The sequence below is a fragment of the Brevibacillus sp. HB1.4B genome (assembly GCF_013284285.1).
Lineage (GTDB): Bacteria > Bacillota > Bacilli > Brevibacillales > Brevibacillaceae > Brevibacillus > Brevibacillus porteri.
This window is the reverse complement of record NZ_JABSUT010000009.1, coordinates 131,729-150,514: the sequence shown is the minus strand read 5'-3', so window position 1 is coordinate 150,514 and position 18,786 is coordinate 131,729. Positions and strand designations below refer to the sequence as shown.

12 protein-coding genes and 2 tRNA genes are annotated in these 18,786 nt (G+C 46.6%); 13 read left to right on the top strand and 1 reads right to left on the bottom strand.

Annotated features, from left to right (window positions below):
* The first annotated feature begins 7 nt into the window (after positions 1–7).
* The 9 genes from HP398_RS21385 (at position 8) to HP398_RS21345 (ending at position 4,321) form a co-directional block, all read left to right on the top strand.
* Positions 8–538 (top strand): DinB family protein, encoded by a 531-nt coding sequence (locus tag HP398_RS21385; protein WP_173623580.1) that lies wholly within the window; start codon positions 8–10, stop codon positions 536–538.
* A 189-nt stretch (positions 539–727) separates the two neighbouring features.
* On the top strand, positions 728–1,438 hold the full coding sequence (locus HP398_RS21380) for a cytochrome c biogenesis CcdA family protein (protein ID WP_173623579.1): 711 nt from the start codon (positions 728–730) through the stop codon (positions 1,436–1,438).
* A 23-nt stretch (positions 1,439–1,461) separates the two neighbouring features.
* Complete coding sequence (locus tag HP398_RS21375; RefSeq protein WP_017249081.1) at positions 1,462–1,995, top strand: TlpA family protein disulfide reductase; 534 nt, start codon at positions 1,462–1,464, stop codon at positions 1,993–1,995.
* Positions 1,996–2,167: 172 nt separating this feature from the next.
* Complete coding sequence (locus HP398_RS21370; protein ID WP_069844792.1) at positions 2,168–2,365, top strand: hypothetical protein; 198 nt, start codon at positions 2,168–2,170, stop codon at positions 2,363–2,365.
* Between the two features lie 504 nt (positions 2,366–2,869).
* On the top strand, positions 2,870–3,040 hold the full coding sequence (locus tag HP398_RS21365) for a YycC family protein (RefSeq protein WP_017249079.1): 171 nt from the start codon (positions 2,870–2,872) through the stop codon (positions 3,038–3,040).
* 27 nt (positions 3,041–3,067) lie between these two features.
* Positions 3,068–3,634 carry a thioredoxin family protein gene (locus HP398_RS21360; protein ID WP_017249078.1) on the top strand — a complete coding sequence of 189 codons (567 nt, stop codon included), beginning with the start codon at positions 3,068–3,070 and terminating at the stop codon, positions 3,632–3,634.
* A 66-nt stretch (positions 3,635–3,700) separates the two neighbouring features.
* Complete coding sequence (locus tag HP398_RS21355) at positions 3,701–4,018, top strand: hypothetical protein (protein ID WP_173623578.1); 318 nt, start codon at positions 3,701–3,703, stop codon at positions 4,016–4,018.
* 92 nt (positions 4,019–4,110) lie between these two features.
* Positions 4,111–4,195, top strand: a tRNA-Tyr gene (locus tag HP398_RS21350).
* Positions 4,196–4,239: 44 nt separating this feature from the next.
* A tRNA-Leu gene (locus HP398_RS21345) sits at positions 4,240–4,321 on the top strand.
* A gap of 159 nt (positions 4,322–4,480) precedes the next feature.
* On the opposite strand, the gene edeQ is transcribed toward HP398_RS21345, so the two are convergent.
* Positions 4,481–4,918 carry an edeine self-resistance N-acetyltransferase EdeQ gene (gene edeQ / locus HP398_RS21340; RefSeq protein ID WP_069844795.1) on the bottom strand — a complete coding sequence of 146 codons (438 nt, stop codon included), beginning with the start codon at positions 4,916–4,918 and terminating at the stop codon, positions 4,481–4,483.
* 300 nt (positions 4,919–5,218) lie between these two features.
* On the opposite strand from edeQ, the gene edeP reads away from it, so the two are divergent.
* From edeP to HP398_RS21320, 4 genes are all read left to right on the top strand, one after another.
* Positions 5,219–9,724: an edeine non-ribosomal peptide synthetase EdeP gene (gene edeP, locus HP398_RS21335; RefSeq protein WP_173623577.1), complete on the top strand. Its 4,506-nt coding sequence runs from the start codon at positions 5,219–5,221 to the stop codon at positions 9,722–9,724.
* 78 nt (positions 9,725–9,802) lie between these two features.
* The gene (locus HP398_RS21330) at positions 9,803–11,050 is read left to right on the top strand and encodes a lysine 2,3-aminomutase (protein WP_017249074.1); all 1,248 of its coding nucleotides are present in this window, start codon (positions 9,803–9,805) and stop codon (positions 11,048–11,050) included.
* A gap of 24 nt (positions 11,051–11,074) precedes the next feature.
* Complete coding sequence (gene edeN / locus HP398_RS21325) at positions 11,075–17,590, top strand: edeine non-ribosomal peptide synthetase EdeN (protein WP_173623657.1); 6,516 nt, start codon at positions 11,075–11,077, stop codon at positions 17,588–17,590.
* Positions 17,591–17,605: 15 nt separating this feature from the next.
* Positions 17,606–18,769, top strand: a complete 1,164-nt coding sequence (locus HP398_RS21320; protein WP_017249072.1) for a pyridoxal phosphate-dependent aminotransferase — start codon at positions 17,606–17,608, stop codon at positions 18,767–18,769.
* Positions 18,770–18,786 lie beyond the last annotated feature (17 nt).

Here is an 18,786-nt window from a genome sequence, read left to right as displayed (position 1 = left end):
TATTCCTTTGTGCTTCCGCAAACCACAGTCTGGTGATTATCCTGCGCAGTTTGAAACCTATATCAAAATCGCACCTGAAGGGAATCTGAATGAGTTGCTTTGCGCTCAGGAGGAAGAAATACTTGCATGCTTTCGATCTTGCGGGGAGGAACAGAGCATGTTCCGTTATCAGGAAGATAAATGGAGTGGAAAGGAAGTTCTCGGCCATATTATGGATACAGAGCGAATCATGGGCTATCGCTTGCTGTGTGCTTCCCGCGGAGATAAGACACCCTTGCCTAGGCATCAGGACATGTACGTCAGTCGTACGAATTTTGACCGTCGACCGCTTGTTGATCTTCTCGAGGAGTATCGGACTGTGCGCTCTTCTACTCGAGCACTGGTAAAAGGGCTTACAGAAGAAGAGTTGAGTCGTTCGGGCGTGATTATTCAGGACAAGACAACTGCAACTGCACTCGTCTATTTTATCCTTGGGCATGCTGCTCATCATCTACATGTCTTCCGAGAAAGATACATGTCACATTTGTCACAAATCTGATCTATTTTCTAAAGTGGACTAGATCTATCCATCCAATTGTTACGTTTTGTGCTGAGTTTTAAGACATAATGAATATTATGTAAAGTAAATTGTCACGGTTTTAAGACAAAGTGTCATTGCTACTTTTGAAGGGGGAAAAGATTCGATACAATGAGAAGATAGTGGATAAAATACCCACCGGAGGTACATATGACTGGCGATATTACTGTGTTTTTGGCTTTTGCAGCAGGTTTTCTCTCTTTTATTTCCCCTTGCTGCCTGCCGCTTTATCCTTCCTTTTTGTCTTACATAACTGGGGTTACGGTTGATGAAGTGAAGAAAGGGAGAGCTGTTTTTCGCAAGCAAGCCTTCTTGCATACCTTTTTCTTCATAGTCGGGTTTTCGATCATTTTCGTTGCGCTCGGGCTGTCTACATCTTGGATCGGAAGCTTGTTCACTGACCAACAGGACTTGATTCGTCAACTGGGCGGTATTTTGCTTGCTATCATTGGTTTGGTTATGCTTGGCGTGTTTAAAATGGATTGGATGATGCGTTCTTTTAAAATCGATTTAAAATCGAGGCCATTGGGGTATACTGGGTCCATACTGGTGGGAATGACGTATGCAGCTGGATGGACACCTTGTGTGGGACCTATTCTTTCTGGCATTATCGTCATGGGTGTTTCCAATCCTGCAAGCGCCTTGGCCTACACATTGGCGTATACGCTCGGATTCGCCATTCCATTTTTTGTCATGACGTTCTTCATCAGTAAGGTGAACGCGATTGTGAAGTATTCCGACATGTTTATGAAAATCGGAGGAGCCATTATGATTTTGTTTGGTATTCTTCTGTATACAGATAAACTGACGGATATTACACGCGTTCTTATTCAAATGTACGGAGGCTTTACGGGATTCTAACTCAGTAGGGCAGAGGTGACAAAATGAAAAAGCTGTTGCTCGCGGTGCTCGTATTATTGGGGGTCGGACTTGCTGTTTGGGAAAAGCCTCAAGAAACGGCCGCAATCGTAGCAGAGGTTCAAAAACCGGAAGTTGGCTTTGCGGCTCCTCATTTTACACTGACAGGACTAGACCAGCAGACGTACAAGGTAGAAGGAAAAAGGGCAAAACCAGTAGTCTTGAACTTTTGGGCTTCCTGGTGTGGACCATGCAAGCTGGAGGCGCCAGATTTACAAAAAGTCTACGAAAAATATGGTGGACAGGTTGATCTCTATGGCGTGAACGTCACGAGCAATGACAGCCCGGAAACAGCTATGGCCTTTGTCACTACCTACAAGCTGACATTTCCGATACCAATGGACGTAGCTGGTACTGTGTCGAACCGTTACAAGGTGATGGCATTTCCAACTACTTACTTGATTGACACAGATGGAATTGTACGAAAGAAGATAATCGGAATGGTTGATGCTCCTACACTGGAGCTAGAACTGCGCCAGTTGCTAAGTCCAAAGCCATAGGGAAGGCTCATAAGTCGCTTGGAGAGAATTCTCCGGCGACTTTTTCTATTTGTAGACACGTATGACAAGGCCCATTTTGCAAGTGAATATCTTGATTTTGTATGTTTGCCTAAAGAGCGGGGTTGTTCTCCTTCATAGACTGGAGTGATCTAGGGCAAAGGGAGGAAAACGGATGGCCAAGGGCAAAAAGATCAAAAAGAAGAATTCGCGACAGCACCCCAATCAAGTACAGTTGAAAATCGTAACGTCCCATACATGTCAAGTATGCAAGCAGCAATGTGCACGAGGGTTGGCATATCTGGAACAGATGTCCCAGCCCGGCGCGATCGGCTTAGGTGTACCATGCATCCTCACTAAGCAAAAGCCATAGCTCGTCCTTTTCCATGTGCGGAATATTGGGTTTATGAGAGAGAGTCCCTTCGTGTGGCTCTTTTTTCATTTTTTATGAGGAGTTGAGAGGTGAGTAAATGGGTCAAAAGTGGTTCAGTAGAGCCAACATGTCACAAAGTACTTGATGACGATGTGTAACTGGTGGGGATGACAGCCATGTGACTGATAACCAAGAAAAGATTGGGCTTTCTCTGCCCCCAAAATTCGAGCCAGGAAAAGGCTGGTCTTATTCAAATACGTGATACTGGGGATGCTTATTTGGCAAATAGGCAAGAATGCAGACCAAATAAACGACTTTTTCATCTAGTGGGATTCGTAAACTCCTAATTTCATCTGCTGCCTAGCAAGCTAATGTCATTTTAATCAATGATGTTAGCTTGTTATTTAAAGGCTTCAGAGTACCAGACTTGTATGCTGGCAGGTTTAACGGCTGTGTATTATACTGAAGGGACTGATAAAAGCAAGGGAAAGGGGCAAAAATGACATGCGTCCATTACAAATATCACCAGAGACGGCTGTCAAGCTGTCGGAAGCTCTTCAGGTACCTTTGGAGCGTCTCATGCACATGCCACAGCATATCTTGTTGCAAAAAATGATGGAGCTGGCTAATCAAGAGAAGGAAGCAAACGAAGCAGCAAATAAAAACCAAGAATAGGCGAGCGATACAAAAGGAGGAGAAAAGATGGGGGCAAACGTAGCACATAAATTCCGTACGGGGCTCAAGCCACAGGCGTTTGTGGAAAGCATGACAAAGAATCAGGATACATACCAAAATTGGTCGGATGCATTTTCATGGACGGATGAACAAGACCGTGCGTTTTTTGCTTCGCTCCAGCATCGTGATGACCTCAGATGCTTGATTTTGGCTGCGGACTGGTGTGGCGACGTCGTTCGCAACTTGCCAGTCGTCTTGCATGCTTTGAAAGAAACAGACATGCCCGTGGAAATTATGGTGATGGAAGAACACCTCGATCTCATGGATGAGTTTCTCACGATGGGCGGTCGGGCGATCCCTGTTGTTATTTTTGCGGACACAGGCGGGCATGTTCTGGCAAAATGGGGACCGAGACCGAAGCATGTCCAAGCTGTCATGACGGCGTTTAAACAGCAAAACCCGGATCGAAACGCCCCAGATTATGAAGACAAGATCAAAGTGGCACGTGCCGAAATGCTCGAGCAATATGGAGAAGGTACTGGCTACCAGCAAGTGATTGTCAAAGAACTGAGAGAGCTACTTTCCTCGATCTAATCTATCACATCAATAACAGGGCGGAGTCACGGCTCCGTCCATTTTCATGCAGAAGGGCTGAATAACATGTATTACTACGGGAATGAAACCATTATGTCCTTGGAGCAGGTGCTTCGTTTAAAGGCATCGGAAGTTCGAATTCTGGAGTGGGTACGTACCTACGAGTTTTTAGAAAACAGCTATGGAATAGATGAAGCCGTTCCCTACTTCTTGGAGATAAAATGCGAAGAAGAGCAAGTGAAGATTCGTAAAAACCGCATACTTGACTTCCCGGAATACTCCTGTGAGGAAGAAGCAATATTTCAAGAAGTAGACGAGGCACTGCGCGTCTTCCACGAGTGGGCACAGGAGATTTTGGCGAAAAAAGAGAGTCAATCCAAATAAATATATTGACGTCAAACAAAGTTCATGGTAAATTAATAAATGTCGCTTCTGGTTGAAGAAAGTAAACGCAGAAGAAAGACAGCACATATTGTGGGGAGATAGTGAAGTGGCTAAACACGGCAGACTGTAAATCTGCTCCCTCCGGGTTCGGCGGTTCGAATCCGTCTCTCCCCACCATTGATTTTATATTGATGATGTGCTATTTTTTCATAGTTTCACATGCCGGTGTGGCGGAATGGCAGACGCGCGCGACTCAAAATCGTGAGGGAAACCGTGGGGGTTCAAGTCCCTTCACCGGCACCATATTAAAAACGAATGCACACTAACCATGATGTTTACAGACACATGGAAGGTGTGCTTTTTTCATATACGGAAAACAATTCAAACAGCGGCGAGTCTAAGACTTGATTTTTAGGTCTTAGGTCGCCGCTGTTTCATTTTCGGGGAACGAAAATAGCTGGCTTAAAAGTTCAATTCTGCAATCGTCTCGCCAAACAGAACCATGCCATTTTTTTGAAATCCGAGTGAAGCGTAAAGGTTTTCGGCTGCGACATTGGCTGGAGCATAACCAATGACAATTTTTTGACAATCGTCTTTTGCTTTCAGTATATCAATGACTTGCGAAATCGCAGCACGTCCGTAGCCTTGGCGTTGATAGTTGGCATCAACTAAGAGTCTGTAAATCCAGTAGTTTCCATCGTCAGGGTCAAGCCCATACATGACAAAGCCAACCATCGTGTCCTCATGGTATATGGCCAAAGGGACAAATGTAGTTTGAAACTTTGCTTCGGCTATGGAGTAGAGGTTCGGGGCAACAAACTCACTCTGTTCAGGAGTAGGTTCCAGTTCAATACACTCTTCCCAGTTTTCCAGGGTTACTTCACGAAGTGTCACAGACATCTAATCACATTCATCCTTCCAGGGGGTGTTTTTGCCAATATATTACATTTTATCCTACGTGAAAAGACAGCCAAAATCAATAGCGTGCACAAAATTTTTTCCATTCTATGCAGCGCTAGAAAATGGAAAAAAGAGATGGAATTCATCTAATTTTCAGAAATAACATTTAATGGAAAATTCATTTGACACTATAGAAGAGTCATCGATATAGTTGGGATGGAAGTATTTGTAATCAATTAGATTTTTTGCCATATCCGAATTGTGATTACATCTGCACAATTCCGAAAGGGGGGAAATGCATTGCATCAGGATAAGAAGCAATGGAATGGCGGATATCCTTTAAGTCATCCACAAAAGCGTATCTGGTATACGGAAAAATTACATCCACAGCTTCCTGTCCATACGTTAGGGGGGATGGTGCGGGTTCAAGGAAAAGTGAAACTGGATGTACTTGAAGCGGCCATTCACCTGTTCATTCAAAAGAACGATGCTTTGCGACTCAACTATCAGGAAGAAGAGACAGTCCTTCAGTTTGTTGGGGAGTATGAACCGCAGCCATTGCAGGTATTTGATTTCAGACAAGAACCGAATGCCCCTGATCGGTGCAGACAATTCCTGCAAGCTTTGTTTGCAAAACCATTTTCGATCGGACAGGAGCCTCTATTCTACTTTTGTCTGATTCAACTGAGTGACGAAGAAGCGGGATATTTTGTAAAGTTTCATCATTTGATTGCTGATGGTTGGTCCATCTCCATTATGACAGAACAAATTGCTCACTATTATGACACGTTGTTAGCAGGCGGTACCGTTCATGTAGGAGATGAACACGCGTATCAAGCTTTTGTCGACAGGGAGCATGCCTATTCTCAGTCTGAGAGATTTGAAAAGGACAAGAGATATTGGCGGGACAAGTTTCAGAGCTTGCCTGTGATCACGACATTAGCAAAGGCAACAGATACGACCGAGGGCAAGCGCAAAGTCTATGCATTCAACCGTGAAGATTCGACAAGAATACGCCAATTTGCAGACCAGATGAAATGCTCGCTAAATTCCTTGTTTGTGGCTCTCGTCAGTCTTTACCTTCAGCGTTGTACGAGGCAAGAAGAGATCGTGATTGGTACGCCGCTGTTAAATCGTTCAGGCAAAGTGGAGCGCAAAATATTCGGGATGTTCACCAGCACTATGCCATTTCGTCTGGCAGTTCCGATGGAAATGGATGCCTTCGATTATGTTAAACATGTCAACAGGGAATTGACTTCCTGTTTTTTTCATCAGAAATATCCGTACGATTTGCTGGCTCAAGAATTGGAATTGAAGAAACATGGCTATGACAGCCTGTTTCAGATTTGTGTAAATTATTACAGCACGCAGCTGCCCTTCACCATTGGTGGGTATCCCGTGACGAATGAGGAGTTTTACAACGGTCACCAGTTGTATTCGCTCCAAGTAATTATCAGGGAATGGGCTACAGATGAACGATTGACGCTGGAAATGGATTATAAGATCGCCGAGTACACGGAAAATGATGTTGATCGAATAGCGGATCATCTCGTAAGGCTGCTCAATCAAATGATCGCGAATCCAGAAGTACCACTGTCCAATCTGAACTTCCTTGCTGACGAAGAGTTGGCACTACAGCTCAAAACGTGGAACGATACAGCTGCTTCCTATTCCAGCGAGAAGACGGTTGTCCAGTTGTTTGAAGAGCAAGTTAAACGCTCGCCACAGGGAGTTGCATTGGAGTCAGAGGGGCGCATGCTGACATTCCAGGAACTGCATGATCAAGTAAATCGACTCTCTCAGTCGTTGCGTAACCGAGGAGTTGGCCCTGGCGTTATTGTTGCGCTTCTGGCAGATCATTCGCCAGAGATGATCATCGGGCTGTTGGCCGTGCTAAAAGCAGGCGGGGCTTACCTTCCGATTGACCCTCAACTCCCTTCTCAGCGCATCGAATATCTGCTATCTGATTCTGGAGCGGACCTGTTGCTTCGACACACCTCGCGAACAGAGGTTATTTCGTGGTCCAAAGTAATCCTGGAGCTCAGTGATTCGTCCTTGTATCTAAATGATGGGGCAATCCTGGAATCGGTTAATCAGCCAGAGGATTTGGCCTATGTTATTTATACCTCAGGCTCTACCGGAAATCCGAAGGGAGTCATGGTTTCTCATCGAGGGTTAGTCAACTATATTTCGTGGGCAAAAGACCGTTATCTCTCCTGTCCTGAAGAAGCGTTTGCTTTTTATTCCTCACTGGCATTTGATTTGACGGTTACGTCCATTTTTTGCCCGTTGGTAAAGGGAAATCGGATGGTTATCTATCCGAACTCTGATTCAGAGTTTGTGTTATCGCGCATCTTTAGCGATGGACGCTCCCATGTCGTAAAGCTAACACCTGCCCATCTGTTTTTGCTGCAAGAAATCGCTTTGCCTTCTACTACAGTAAAGAGAGTGATTGTGGGCGGCGAGGACTTGAAGGTGAGTCTGGCTGAGGCGATTCATGCGAAATGGAACGGACAAATCGAAATTCTCAATGAGTATGGCCCTACCGAGACAGTAGTCGGGTGCATGATCTATCAATACGATCCAGAGATCGATGTTGAGGGATCTGTACCGATTGGACATCCGATCAGTAACGTGCAGCTCTACATTTTGGATTCATATGGGAAACCAATCCCGATCGGATCGACAGGAGAGCTTTTCATCTCGGGAGATAGTGTGGCACGGGGGTATCTTAACCGCGAGGAATTGACGCAAGAGCGTTTCCTACCCGATCCGTTTTCGCCAGGAAAAGTGATGTACAAGACGGGCGATCTGGTCCGCTATCGGCCAAATGGAGTCATGGAGTATCTGGGACGGGCTGACTATCAGGTGAAGATTCATGGTTACCGCATTGAATTGGGTGAAATTGAACAGCAGCTACTTGGTCATTCTTCTGTGCGTGAGGCAGTGGTGATCGATCGCATGGATACGTGGGGGCGTAAGTACCTTTGTGCTTATTTGATCACGGAAGCATCTTTCCGGGAAAAAGAGCTCCGCGAAGAGCTAGCAAGTCGATTGCCCGCCTACATGATCCCGTCGCAAATCGTGCAGCTTGAACAGTTTCCGCTGACCTCAAATGGCAAGGTAGATCGAAAACAGCTTCCCGAACCTGTCATGGAGCGAAAAGGTGCGGAGGATGAAACCAGTCCTCGTGACGAGTTTGACAAGCTATTGGTAGAAGTGTATGAGGACGTGCTTGGTCGTTCACCATTTGGTCTACATGACCCGTTTTCCCAACTAGGGGGGGATTCGATCAAGGCGATTCAGGTTTCCTATCGATTGCATCAGCGAGGAATCAAGATTCCGGTGAGAGACATCTTGATTTATGACACGATTACAGAACTAAAAGCGAGAAGTGACTGGAGCTGGGGAGTGGAACAGATCTCACAAGAGCCGTGTACTGGCGAGTTGCCGTCATCTCCCATCGTTTCTTGGTTTCTGTCCCAACAGTTCCGCAATGCTGATCATTGGAACCAGTCGTTGCTCCTTGAAAGCAAAGAAAAAGTAACGCTGGAGGAGTTTGAAGCGAGTCTATCTGCACTGGTTAACCATCACGATTGTTTGCGACTCAATTACTCTGCAAAAGAGGGGAAGCTCTTTTACAATGAGAGCCACCTTACCAGCCGAGTGTCAGTGTCTTGCGTCGACCTTGCTTCCTTACCGCAGGAAGAACAGGAGAGTAAAATGCTTGAGGCGATGGGAGCTTGCGCTGTGAGCTTCAAGCTGGAAGAATCTTTGCTGTTTACCGGTTGTCTCTTTGAATTAGGTCCCGATCGACCTCAGCGATTGTTTCTGACGGCCCATCATCTGGTTGTGGACGGTGTCTCCTGGAGGATTCTCCTGGAAGATTTGATGAGTGCCTTGTCCAGTCTTAAACGGAATGAGCCGATCGTCTTGCCGGATAAAACACATTCGATGCAAGCTTGGATAAAGGAAGTCGCCGCCTTTTACCAGTCGGATCAGGCAATCAAAGAAAAAGCATTTTGGGACATGTTTTCCATCCCGGAAGACAAACTTCCTACGGATTACGATTTTGGCGAAGACTTGGTAGAATACAGCGCTACATCTACACGCACACTTTCAGCCGAGATAACGTCGCGACTGTTGACAACGGCCAACCGAATGTTCAACACAGGTCCCCAAGACCTATTGGTTGCAGCACTTACCCGGACATTGTGTGATGTGTTTGAAAGGGAGCGTCTCTTGCTGGTAATGGAGTCGCATGGGCGTGAGTCTGCTATTCATACGATGAACGTAACCAGAACAGTAGGATGGTTTACCAGCATGTATCCTGTTCTTTTCGAAACGAATCCATCCAATCGGACTGATCACCTAAAAGCAGTTAAGGAGAAATTGCGTCAGATTCCGATGGGAGGGCTTGGGTTTGGTTGGCTAAAGCCTCATCTGCTCACGGCAGAGGAAAAGTCCCATGTTCGATTCAATTATCTGGGAACCGTTGATAATCAACTGAGTGATGATCTGGTTCTCATGGGAGGAAACTTGGCTGTTGATGCCGGAGTGGGTAATCATTTGACAGCACTGCTTGACGTGGCTGCTCTCATTCGTCAAGGAGAACTCCAGGTTTCTGTTACGTACAGCTTGCGAAAGTATCGCGAGGAGACCATGGAGAAGTTACTCGAGTTGTTTTTCCATGAATTAGAGCAGCTCATAGATCATTGTTGCCGACAGGACGTCCCAGAATTTACTCCATCGGATTTCGAAGATGTGGAATTGACACAAAAAGAACTGGATTTGCTGTTTGGTTAACAAGCGAATCACATGGTTGACCAAGTGTTCGAGAAAGCAAAGATGACCAGTGTTTATGAATGAACGGGAGGGATTACATTGAGTGTTAAGGTATTAATGGGAAAAAAAGGATTTGAGGAGTTCGCAACAATTGTCGGCTTTACAGAAGCAGAGAAGGAAGAACGCGGTGCATTACTGGAGCAGTCTTATATGCCATTTAAGGTGACTCGCTATTATGCCGAGTTGATTGCGAGTCAATCAGAGCCTTATCGTACCCAGATGATCAATATCGTGCTTCCGCCACCGGGAGAGAAACCCTATAAAGGGCGCTTTGATCCGTATGGCAACAAGTCGTACCGTCAGGATGAAACAGCTTTCCTGCAACACAAGTACAAAAAGACATTGTTGCTTCACATCGACGACTTTTGTATTGCCAACTGCCAGTTCTGCTATAAAGTGAACGAAATCCGCCATGAAGATATTGGATATACCAATATTATGGAAAAAGCAGAAAGGGCAGTGCAGTATTTGGAAGCTCATCCGTACATCGATAATGTCCTCTTTACTGGCGGAGATCCAGCTTCCTTCCGTAAAAGCTCTGACTTAATCAAGCTGATTAGCACTCTTTTAAGTGTAAAGAGTATTCGACTCGTTCGTTTTGCAACCAAGGCTTTGGCCTATGATCCGGCTCGTTTTCTTGATGGAGAGCTGCTTGCGTTTTTTGACCAAGTTAGACAGACACCCGGCAAGCAGGTAAGTGTGATTTCCCAGTTCAACCATCCCGGGGAAATTAGCGACGTTTCGATCCAAGCAACACAAGCGCTGCTATCTGTCGGTGTACAGATTCGCGGACAGCCTGCCATTATTCGCGGAGTAAACGATTCTGTCGAAACCTTGATCGACTTGCAACGGAAGTTTCTCGATAATCGAATCATTTCGTATTATTTGACAGTGTTTATGCCAGTCAGGGGAGTCGAGCAGTATGCCATTCCACTGGACGAGGCGTTCCGGAATGTGGCCGAGTCCAAACGCAATCTGGGTGGCTTGGAGAAAAAAGGGGTACTCCTTACTTCGCACGACTTTGGAAAATTAGAGATTTGTGGTTTTTATCCGACAGCTGAGCGTCCTGAAAAAATTGTTTTGAAATGGCATCAAGCGGTCGGACCAGACTATCTTCCAGAGCGGTTGAAGGAATTAATCCCAACCCGTTCAGAAGACCTGATGATTTTGGACTACAAGCAGGGAGAGATGTATTGTCTCGACCATGTGTTCAAACACAATGGTTTGCCGTACGTGGATGCAGATGGGGAGATCGTGGAAAACCTGCCGAGTGAAGCTGTTCGGTAAGGGAGTCAGGAGAGAAAAATTGTGATGAACAAGATCGACAAAAACAATATAGCTGACATTTTGCCGTTAAGTCCAACGCAGGAGGGCATGCTGTTTTACTACCGACTCCAAAAGGATTCCAATTTGTATTTCGAACAGCATCGGCTAACCCTTCGTGGCAAGTTTCAGCTGGATTTGTTTACGCAGGCTGTTACGATGGCGTTTGAGGCCAATGAAATGCTTCGTACGGTTTTTCGCTGGGAGGGGCTTCAAGCCCCTGTCCAGCTGATTCTCAAGCAAAAGACATTGGAGATTCCTTATTTCGATTGGTGCGAGTTACCATCTGGAGCGCGGGAAAGAAAACTGTCTGTCTTGTTGTCACAGGACAAGCAAACACCCTTCACGCTTGAGTTGGGCAATACCATTCGCATTCAAGTAGTAAGGATGGAGTTGTATCGTTATGAAGTCATATGGTCATTTCATCACATACTCATGGACGGATGGAGTTCCGGCATTCTCCTAAGAGAGATATTTACAGCATATGGACAATTGTGCTCGGGGCTGTCCCCTGCGATCAAACAGAAGGCGAAATACAAGGAGTATCTGCGTTTCCTCAAAGAAGCATCGAAAGAACAATCGTTATCGTATTGGAAAGATTCCTTACAAGGAATTAGCTCTCCTACACCGCTTCCCTATATGCGGGATCGTAACGAAGAGCCGCGGTATTCTTCTTATCATCTTCGGCTCAGTCAAACGCTATCGAAGACATTGGAGGAAACATCCAAGCGTTACCGTGTGACAATCAGCACACTGTTGCAAGCCGCATGGGGTATTTTGCTGCAAAAATACAGCGATACGCGGGATGCTCTTTTTGAAGTGGCGTACGCCGGACGTCCTGCCCATCTCATTGGAGTAGAGGATATCGTCGGCCTCTTCATCAAGACGTATCCGCTCCGGGTCAAACGGACAGAAACGACAACAGTCAAAGATCTACTGGGTGTCATGATGGAAGAACAGCACCAGATGGCCCCGCATTTGTACGTGCCAGCAGTTGAGTTGAAAAACTGCTCAGAGATGGACGCACAAACCCCTTTGGCGCACAGTTTGTTCGTTTTCCAAAACTATCCGATCGACAAGACGCTGGCCGGATTGGAACTTGACTTCGAGCTGGAGAATATCACTTCACATGAAACAACCGATTATCCAATGGTGCTGGAAGTATCACCAGGTGATGAATGGACAGTCCATGTCAACTACCAGGCATGGAAGTTTCAAGCGAAGGAAATCGAACGCCTGGCGCTTCATTATCTGAGCCTTCTCGAGCAGATTGCGGCTGATCCGGATCAAGAGATTCGTGATCTTACTTTGCTCAGTGATCATGAGCGGCACGAGATGATCGAGGAACAGATGAAGGTCGTGCCAGTTCCGAGTAACTACTGCGTGCACGAGTTGATTGATCAAGCGGCAGAAAAAACACCGGATGCAGTTGCGCTTGTACAAGGAAAGCAGACTGTGACCTACAAGGAGTTACAAGAGCAAGCCAATCGCCTGTCTTGGGCTCTGCAAAAGGAGGTGACAGATGCAGGTCGACCGATAGTTATCATGTGTGATCGTTCCCCTGAAATGATTACTGCACTGCTAGCTATCCTCAAAACTGGGTGTTACTATGTCCCGCTTGATCCAGACTTGCCGAAAGCGCGAATCGAACAGATCGTAAACCAGATTCAGCCTAGTCTGATTGTGACAGAGGGTAGCTATCTGGAACTCGTCGCTGACTTGCAAACAAGGGTGTTTCGTCTGGATGAACCAACATGCTGGGCGCAGGAGTTAATTCAAACACCACAGCGAAAAACGGTACCTTCGAGTACTGCGTATGCCATCTTTACTTCTGGTTCGACAGGTACACCAAAAGGTGTGCGTGTAAAGCATGATCAATTAATCAACGCTCTTTGGTGGCACATTGAGTTTGTCGGGTTCGGAGAGCAGACGAGAACGTTGCAGATCGCCACGTTGACTTTTGACGCATCTGTTGTCGAGATATTCTGCACACTGATCAGCGGCGGTACCCTTTGCTTATTGCAGCGACATGAAAACAAGTCTCCGCAAAAGCTCGCCGCTGCCATCGAGAGCCAACAGGCAAACGTGATACTCGTCGTCCCTACGATGTATCACGCTTTGCTTGACCACGTGACTGATGGCTCGATGAATTCGATTCAAAAAGTGTTGTGTACAGGAGAGATGTTGTCTTCTTCGTTAGTGGAGCGACATGCAGCCTTGCTACCTCAAGCGCAGATGTACAACTTGTATGGCCCAACGGAAAATAGTATCTCAGCATCTGGGTATTGTGTACCGCGACAAGGGCCTTTTGAAAACCCGCTTCCGATTGGACATCCGAGTTACAACGTTCGTGTCTTTCTTCTGGACCAAGATTTTCATCTGTTGCCCAAAGGGGTAATAGGGGAAATGTACGTAGGCGGGATGGGAGTAACGGAAGGTTACATCGCTGATGAGGAAAGAACCAAAGCGTCCTATATCCTGACCCCGTTTGGCAGGCTTTATCGTACAGGAGACTTGGCCTGCTGGACGGATGAAGGGCATCTGCAATATTTTGGTCGTAAGGATTTTCAGATCAAGATTCGTGGCAACCGCGTTGAGTTGGAGGAAATTGAAGCTGTCCTGCGCCGTCAGCCTGGTGTCCGGGAAGCAGCGGTAGTGGCCATTCAGGAGTCAAAACGTGATCCTTATTTGGTTGCATGTCTGGTTGCGATGCATCCGATTGAGGAACACGTTCTGCGAGAAGCAGTGCTGACTTATCTGCCTGACTACATGCTACCTGCCTTTTTTGTCCATCTTGATGCGTTGCCTCGGACGCAGAGTGGAAAAGTAGACAAGACTGCCTTGCAACGTCTGGATTACACGCAGTATCGCACGGGAAAGGAAGAGGCCCCGGCAGATGAACTTGAGCAGCAATTGGCACAAATATGGCGAGAACTTTTGGCAGTCGAAAAAATAAGTGTGCACGATCATTTTTTCTCGCTAGGAGGCCACTCGCTGAAGGCCGCCCAACTCGTGACCAGATTGCAAAAAGAGAGTAAAACAGACATCACGATCAAGGATGTATTCCAGAACCCGACCATTCGACAATTAGCTGACCGCATCAGGGGTAGACAGCCGATATCCTACGCGCCGATTGATCGGGTAAGTAAAGCGGAGAGATACAGGGCTTCTTCTTCACAAAAACGAATTTTCGTGATGCATGGGATAGAAGGGGAAAGCACCAGTTACAACATGTCGGGTGTAATCGCGGTGAACGGTCATCTGGATGTAAGTCGAGTGAGAAGTGTGTTTACGGAAATCATCCAAAGGCATGAAGCATTCCGTACTTCGTTTGTGGTACAGGATGGGGAAGTGTATCAGTACATTAGCGACAATGTGCCATTTGAGATCAAAACCATTCATAGCGACGGCAAGACATTGGACGAACTGATGGAAGACTTCCGGCAATCTTTTGATTTGACGAAAGCACCTCTCCTTCAAGTTTGCCTAGTCGAGGTCACAGCCACTCAGCATTATCTGCTGTTCAACTCTCATCATATTATTTTGGATGGCATTTCACTGAATGTGTTAATGGAAGACTTCGCTAGATTGTATGTGGGTGAAGAGCTGCCTGCATTGCCTATTCAGTACAAGGACTACGCAGACTGGCAGTGGCAGAAGCGGGCGAGCGATCAGTGGAATCAGCAGGAAAAATACTGGGTGGATGCTTTCAGCGACCGAGTCCCGATCATGTCTTTTCCGCTGGATTTCCCGCGTCCTTCTGTTAAGACATTCCAGGGGGATCACCATACGTTCTTCCTTACTGATTCTACGTACGGTGATTTGCATGCATTTGCCAAGCAGAACGAAGTGACTGTCCATGCTGTTTTGATGTCAGCTTATTACGTGTTGTTGATGAAATACACGTCTCAGGAAGATTTCGTTGTCGGTTCACTCGTAGCTGGACGAAACCATCCCGATTTGGAGCGGATCGTCGGTGTCTTTATCAACTTCCTTCCGATACGCAATCGTCCACGTGCCGATCTTGTGTATACCGATTTTGTACAAGAGGTTCAGCGCAGTCTGCTACTGGCCTACGAACATCAGGAGTATCCGTTTGAAGAGATCGTTGCTCGTAGCGCCGCAGGCATCCAGCAAACGCAAAATCCATTGTTTGATACGATGCTGATCTTCCATAACCAGCGGGAGCAAGAAGTGCAGTTTACAGTGGGCGACGCGCAATTTGAAGAGGTTCCGCATGAATCGAAGACGTCGAAGCTTGACTTTAAGCTGGATATTACACCGCTTGCTGATCAATTCAGGTGCGTGCTGGAATACGATACCCAGTTGTTTAAAGCGGAGACAATGGAAGGCTTCGCGGACAACTATTTGCGTGTACTCACAGCGCTTCTGAAGCATCCGAAACAGCGATTGGATGATGTTGAGATCGAATATCACCAAACAGAAAAAGAGGGCGTGATGAACCGCCTTCATCATGTCGGAGTTGCAGTTCCAGAACTGGGTCCGGCTCAAATCATGTATGGCACTCTTGGATTTGATGCAAGCGATTCCCTGCATGATCCAGAACAAAACGTGTATCTCTCGATGTGCATGAAACCGGGCTGTGTGCCAATCGAGCTAATCGCGCCTGTCGATGAAACGTCACCTTGTGTTCGTTTGTTGGAAGAAAAGGGGACGGGTCCGTACCATCTATGTTTTTCTGTTTCCAATATTGATCATTTTTTGAAAATGTTAGTTGATTCTGGCTTCAAATACGATTTGGTCAGCGCTCCAAAGCCAGCGGTACTTTTCAATCATAGACTCGTTGCCTTTCTCTTTCTGGAATCAGTTGGCTTGATTGAACTTGTAGAGAGCGAGAACATGACGCATGACAAATGGCAAAGCAGCGATCAGCGATCTGCTGTCCGGTTGCTTACTTCAGATGCTGAAAAGGCACTGTCGTTCTATACGTTTATGGGCTACCGTGTTCACGAGAAATATCTGGATCGGCAATCGCAAGCCAGTATTATCACACTTGGCAAAGCGAGAGAGAGCAGCATCCAGTTAGTCGAGCCTCGAATGGAGCACACACAAGAACAACGCGAGCTCATGAAAAGTGGTTCTGGCGTTTACCAAATCGAGGATCGGGTAGCGAACCTGATCGAACGGATCGACACCTTGATAGCATGCGGCATTCCCGTTTCTTTTGCAGACCGGGCAGGAAGTATTCTGCAACTGACAGATGCCCCCTACCTACTTTTAACCGACGGGAAATCAGCTGCAGAAAGACCTAAGCCGATTCTAGGCGAGTTTCATTCGGAAACAACGCCCATCTATTCCTTCGTTCAGGAACGTTTGCTCAAGCAGGAACAAGAAGATGGGATTGTGGCTGTCAGATGTTTTGACATCGAGCTTCGAAGCAGAATCGAACTGGCGTATATGCAGCAAGCATGGCAAACTCTTGTGCGACGTTTTCCTCTGCTATCGCCCCAAGGCTTTTCCGAACCGATTCCGCTTGCGCTATGTGATTTACAGGAGAAAAGCGAGGCAGAGGCAACGATATGGTTGCGAGAACGATTGGCTGCCGAGCAAAAGAGGCCGTTTAAGGACAAAGCAGGAAGTTTGGCTCGTTTTGAACTGATAAAGCTGGCTACTGATCGCTATCGATTGATTGGAAGTCTTCACAGCTCCTTTAGTGATTGGCGAGGTCTCGGACTTCTCCTGGAAGAATGGGAGGCTCTGTATCAGGCGATTGCAGAAGGGCATGAGCCGACTGTGGAAGAACAGCCTCGCTACGAAGCATTCGCTGTTTGGCAGAAAAAAATGCTTTATTACGGGCATCTCGAGGCCCAGCGTCACGAGTGGTTGACAGTAGCAAATCCACATTCTGCTCAACCATTTGGTGCGGGTGGGGTAGCGACGCGACAAGTCGAGCAGTCTATCGACCCGATAGGTCACGCTGATTTGCTGCATGTAGCTACTCATGCCGATCAAGAGCTGGGAGATATCTTGCTTGCCTCCTATCTGCTGTTGCTTCGACAGGTCACCCAATTGCCGAGTTTGACACTTGGGGTAGTGACAACGAATCGGACGCAAGATGTGCTGGAACAAACGCTAGGCAACTTTGACAACATCGTACCACTCACCGTCGATATGCAGACGATCAGTTCGTTTTCACAATTATTGGATCAAACGAAGCAAGTACGTGCCCGAATGCAAACGCTCGCTTTGTATCCGTCAGAGCACTGGCAAGCGACGACGCATATGGAATGGCCGACACTTTTTGTCAACCAGACGATTCCGTTCAAAGCTCAGTCAGCTACTTGGAAACGTGAAGTCAAACGTTCAGTTGAGCCAGAAATGGCTGGAAGTCCGTTAGTTCTTCAGGTAGCAGAAACTTCGAAAGGTATCCATGTCGTTTTTACCTATGATCCATCTATGCTTCAGACGGCATATGTTGAATCGCTTTCGGATCGCTATGTGAAAATCCTAAAAATGTTAGCAGAAAAATCCAAAATAAAGTAAAAGGGGTAGGAAAATATGGAAATCAGATCCTCTATTAATTTTCACGACGAGCGCTTTTTGATGTTTGTACTGGACCAGATGGCAAATGAGCTTGAGAGAAACGGTGGAGAAGCAATCCGCATGACTCTTGGGAAGTCAGAAATGCCGCTGCATCCCGAAATTATCAATTCCATGCAACAGGCATTGAACAGCTTTGAAAAATATTCGCTCGTGTATCCAGGTGGGCTGCCAGAACTGAAAGATAAGCTCGCGACCCACTATAAAACAAAATACGATGTGTCAATTAAACCGGAGAATTTCGTGATCAGTGTCGGTACCAGCACACTCTTCCGTAACCTGTTCTACCTCCTGCTTAAAGAGGGCGATGAAGTGTTGTTGCCACTTCCGTACTACTCGCTTTACCATTTCTGCGCGCTGCTAGTCGGAGCGAAAGTTCGTTACTACAAAATTGATATGGATACATTGAGACTTGATGTGGAGTCGTTTAAAGAGAATTTTACAGACAAGACGAAAGTGGTCGTGATCAACACGCCAGGAAACCCGTTGGGAAATATTCTTACAAAAGACGAATTGTATACGATCGACAGCATCGTAGACGGTCGTGCGGCTATTATCAATGACGAAATTTATGCGAATACCTACTTCGATGACGAGTGCGAATCCGTGATGCAGCTGAAAAATACCAAGTCTACGTTCATCACAACCGATGCGTTTTCCAAAGCATATCGGATGTATAGCAGACGTGTCGGATATGCGATCGTACCAGATGAGCTGGTACAGCCACTGACGGTCATTCAGCACCACACACTGCTCACAGCTGACCCAGTCGTACAGTTCGGAGCAATGGCTGCGCTTGATTACCAGCATGAGGTTGATCATTTGGTCCAATTGTACAAAGGTCGTCGGGACTACACGATCGATGCTTTCCAAAATGTAGCGGATGTCCGTGCTCTGCCAGCGAGAGGCAGCTTCTACTTCACGCTTGATTGCGAAGCATTTATGAAGAGAAAAGGTATCAGCACTTCGCTTGAGTTGGCTACGCAAATTTTCGAAGCTACACATGTGGCAACTGTACCGGGTTCTGACTTTGGTATCCCGAACACACTGCGCCTCTCATACTCTGCCGCCAAGTATAACGAGGGAATTAATCGTTTGCGGGATTTTTTCACCACCACCTAAAAAGGGGAAGAGTCGCA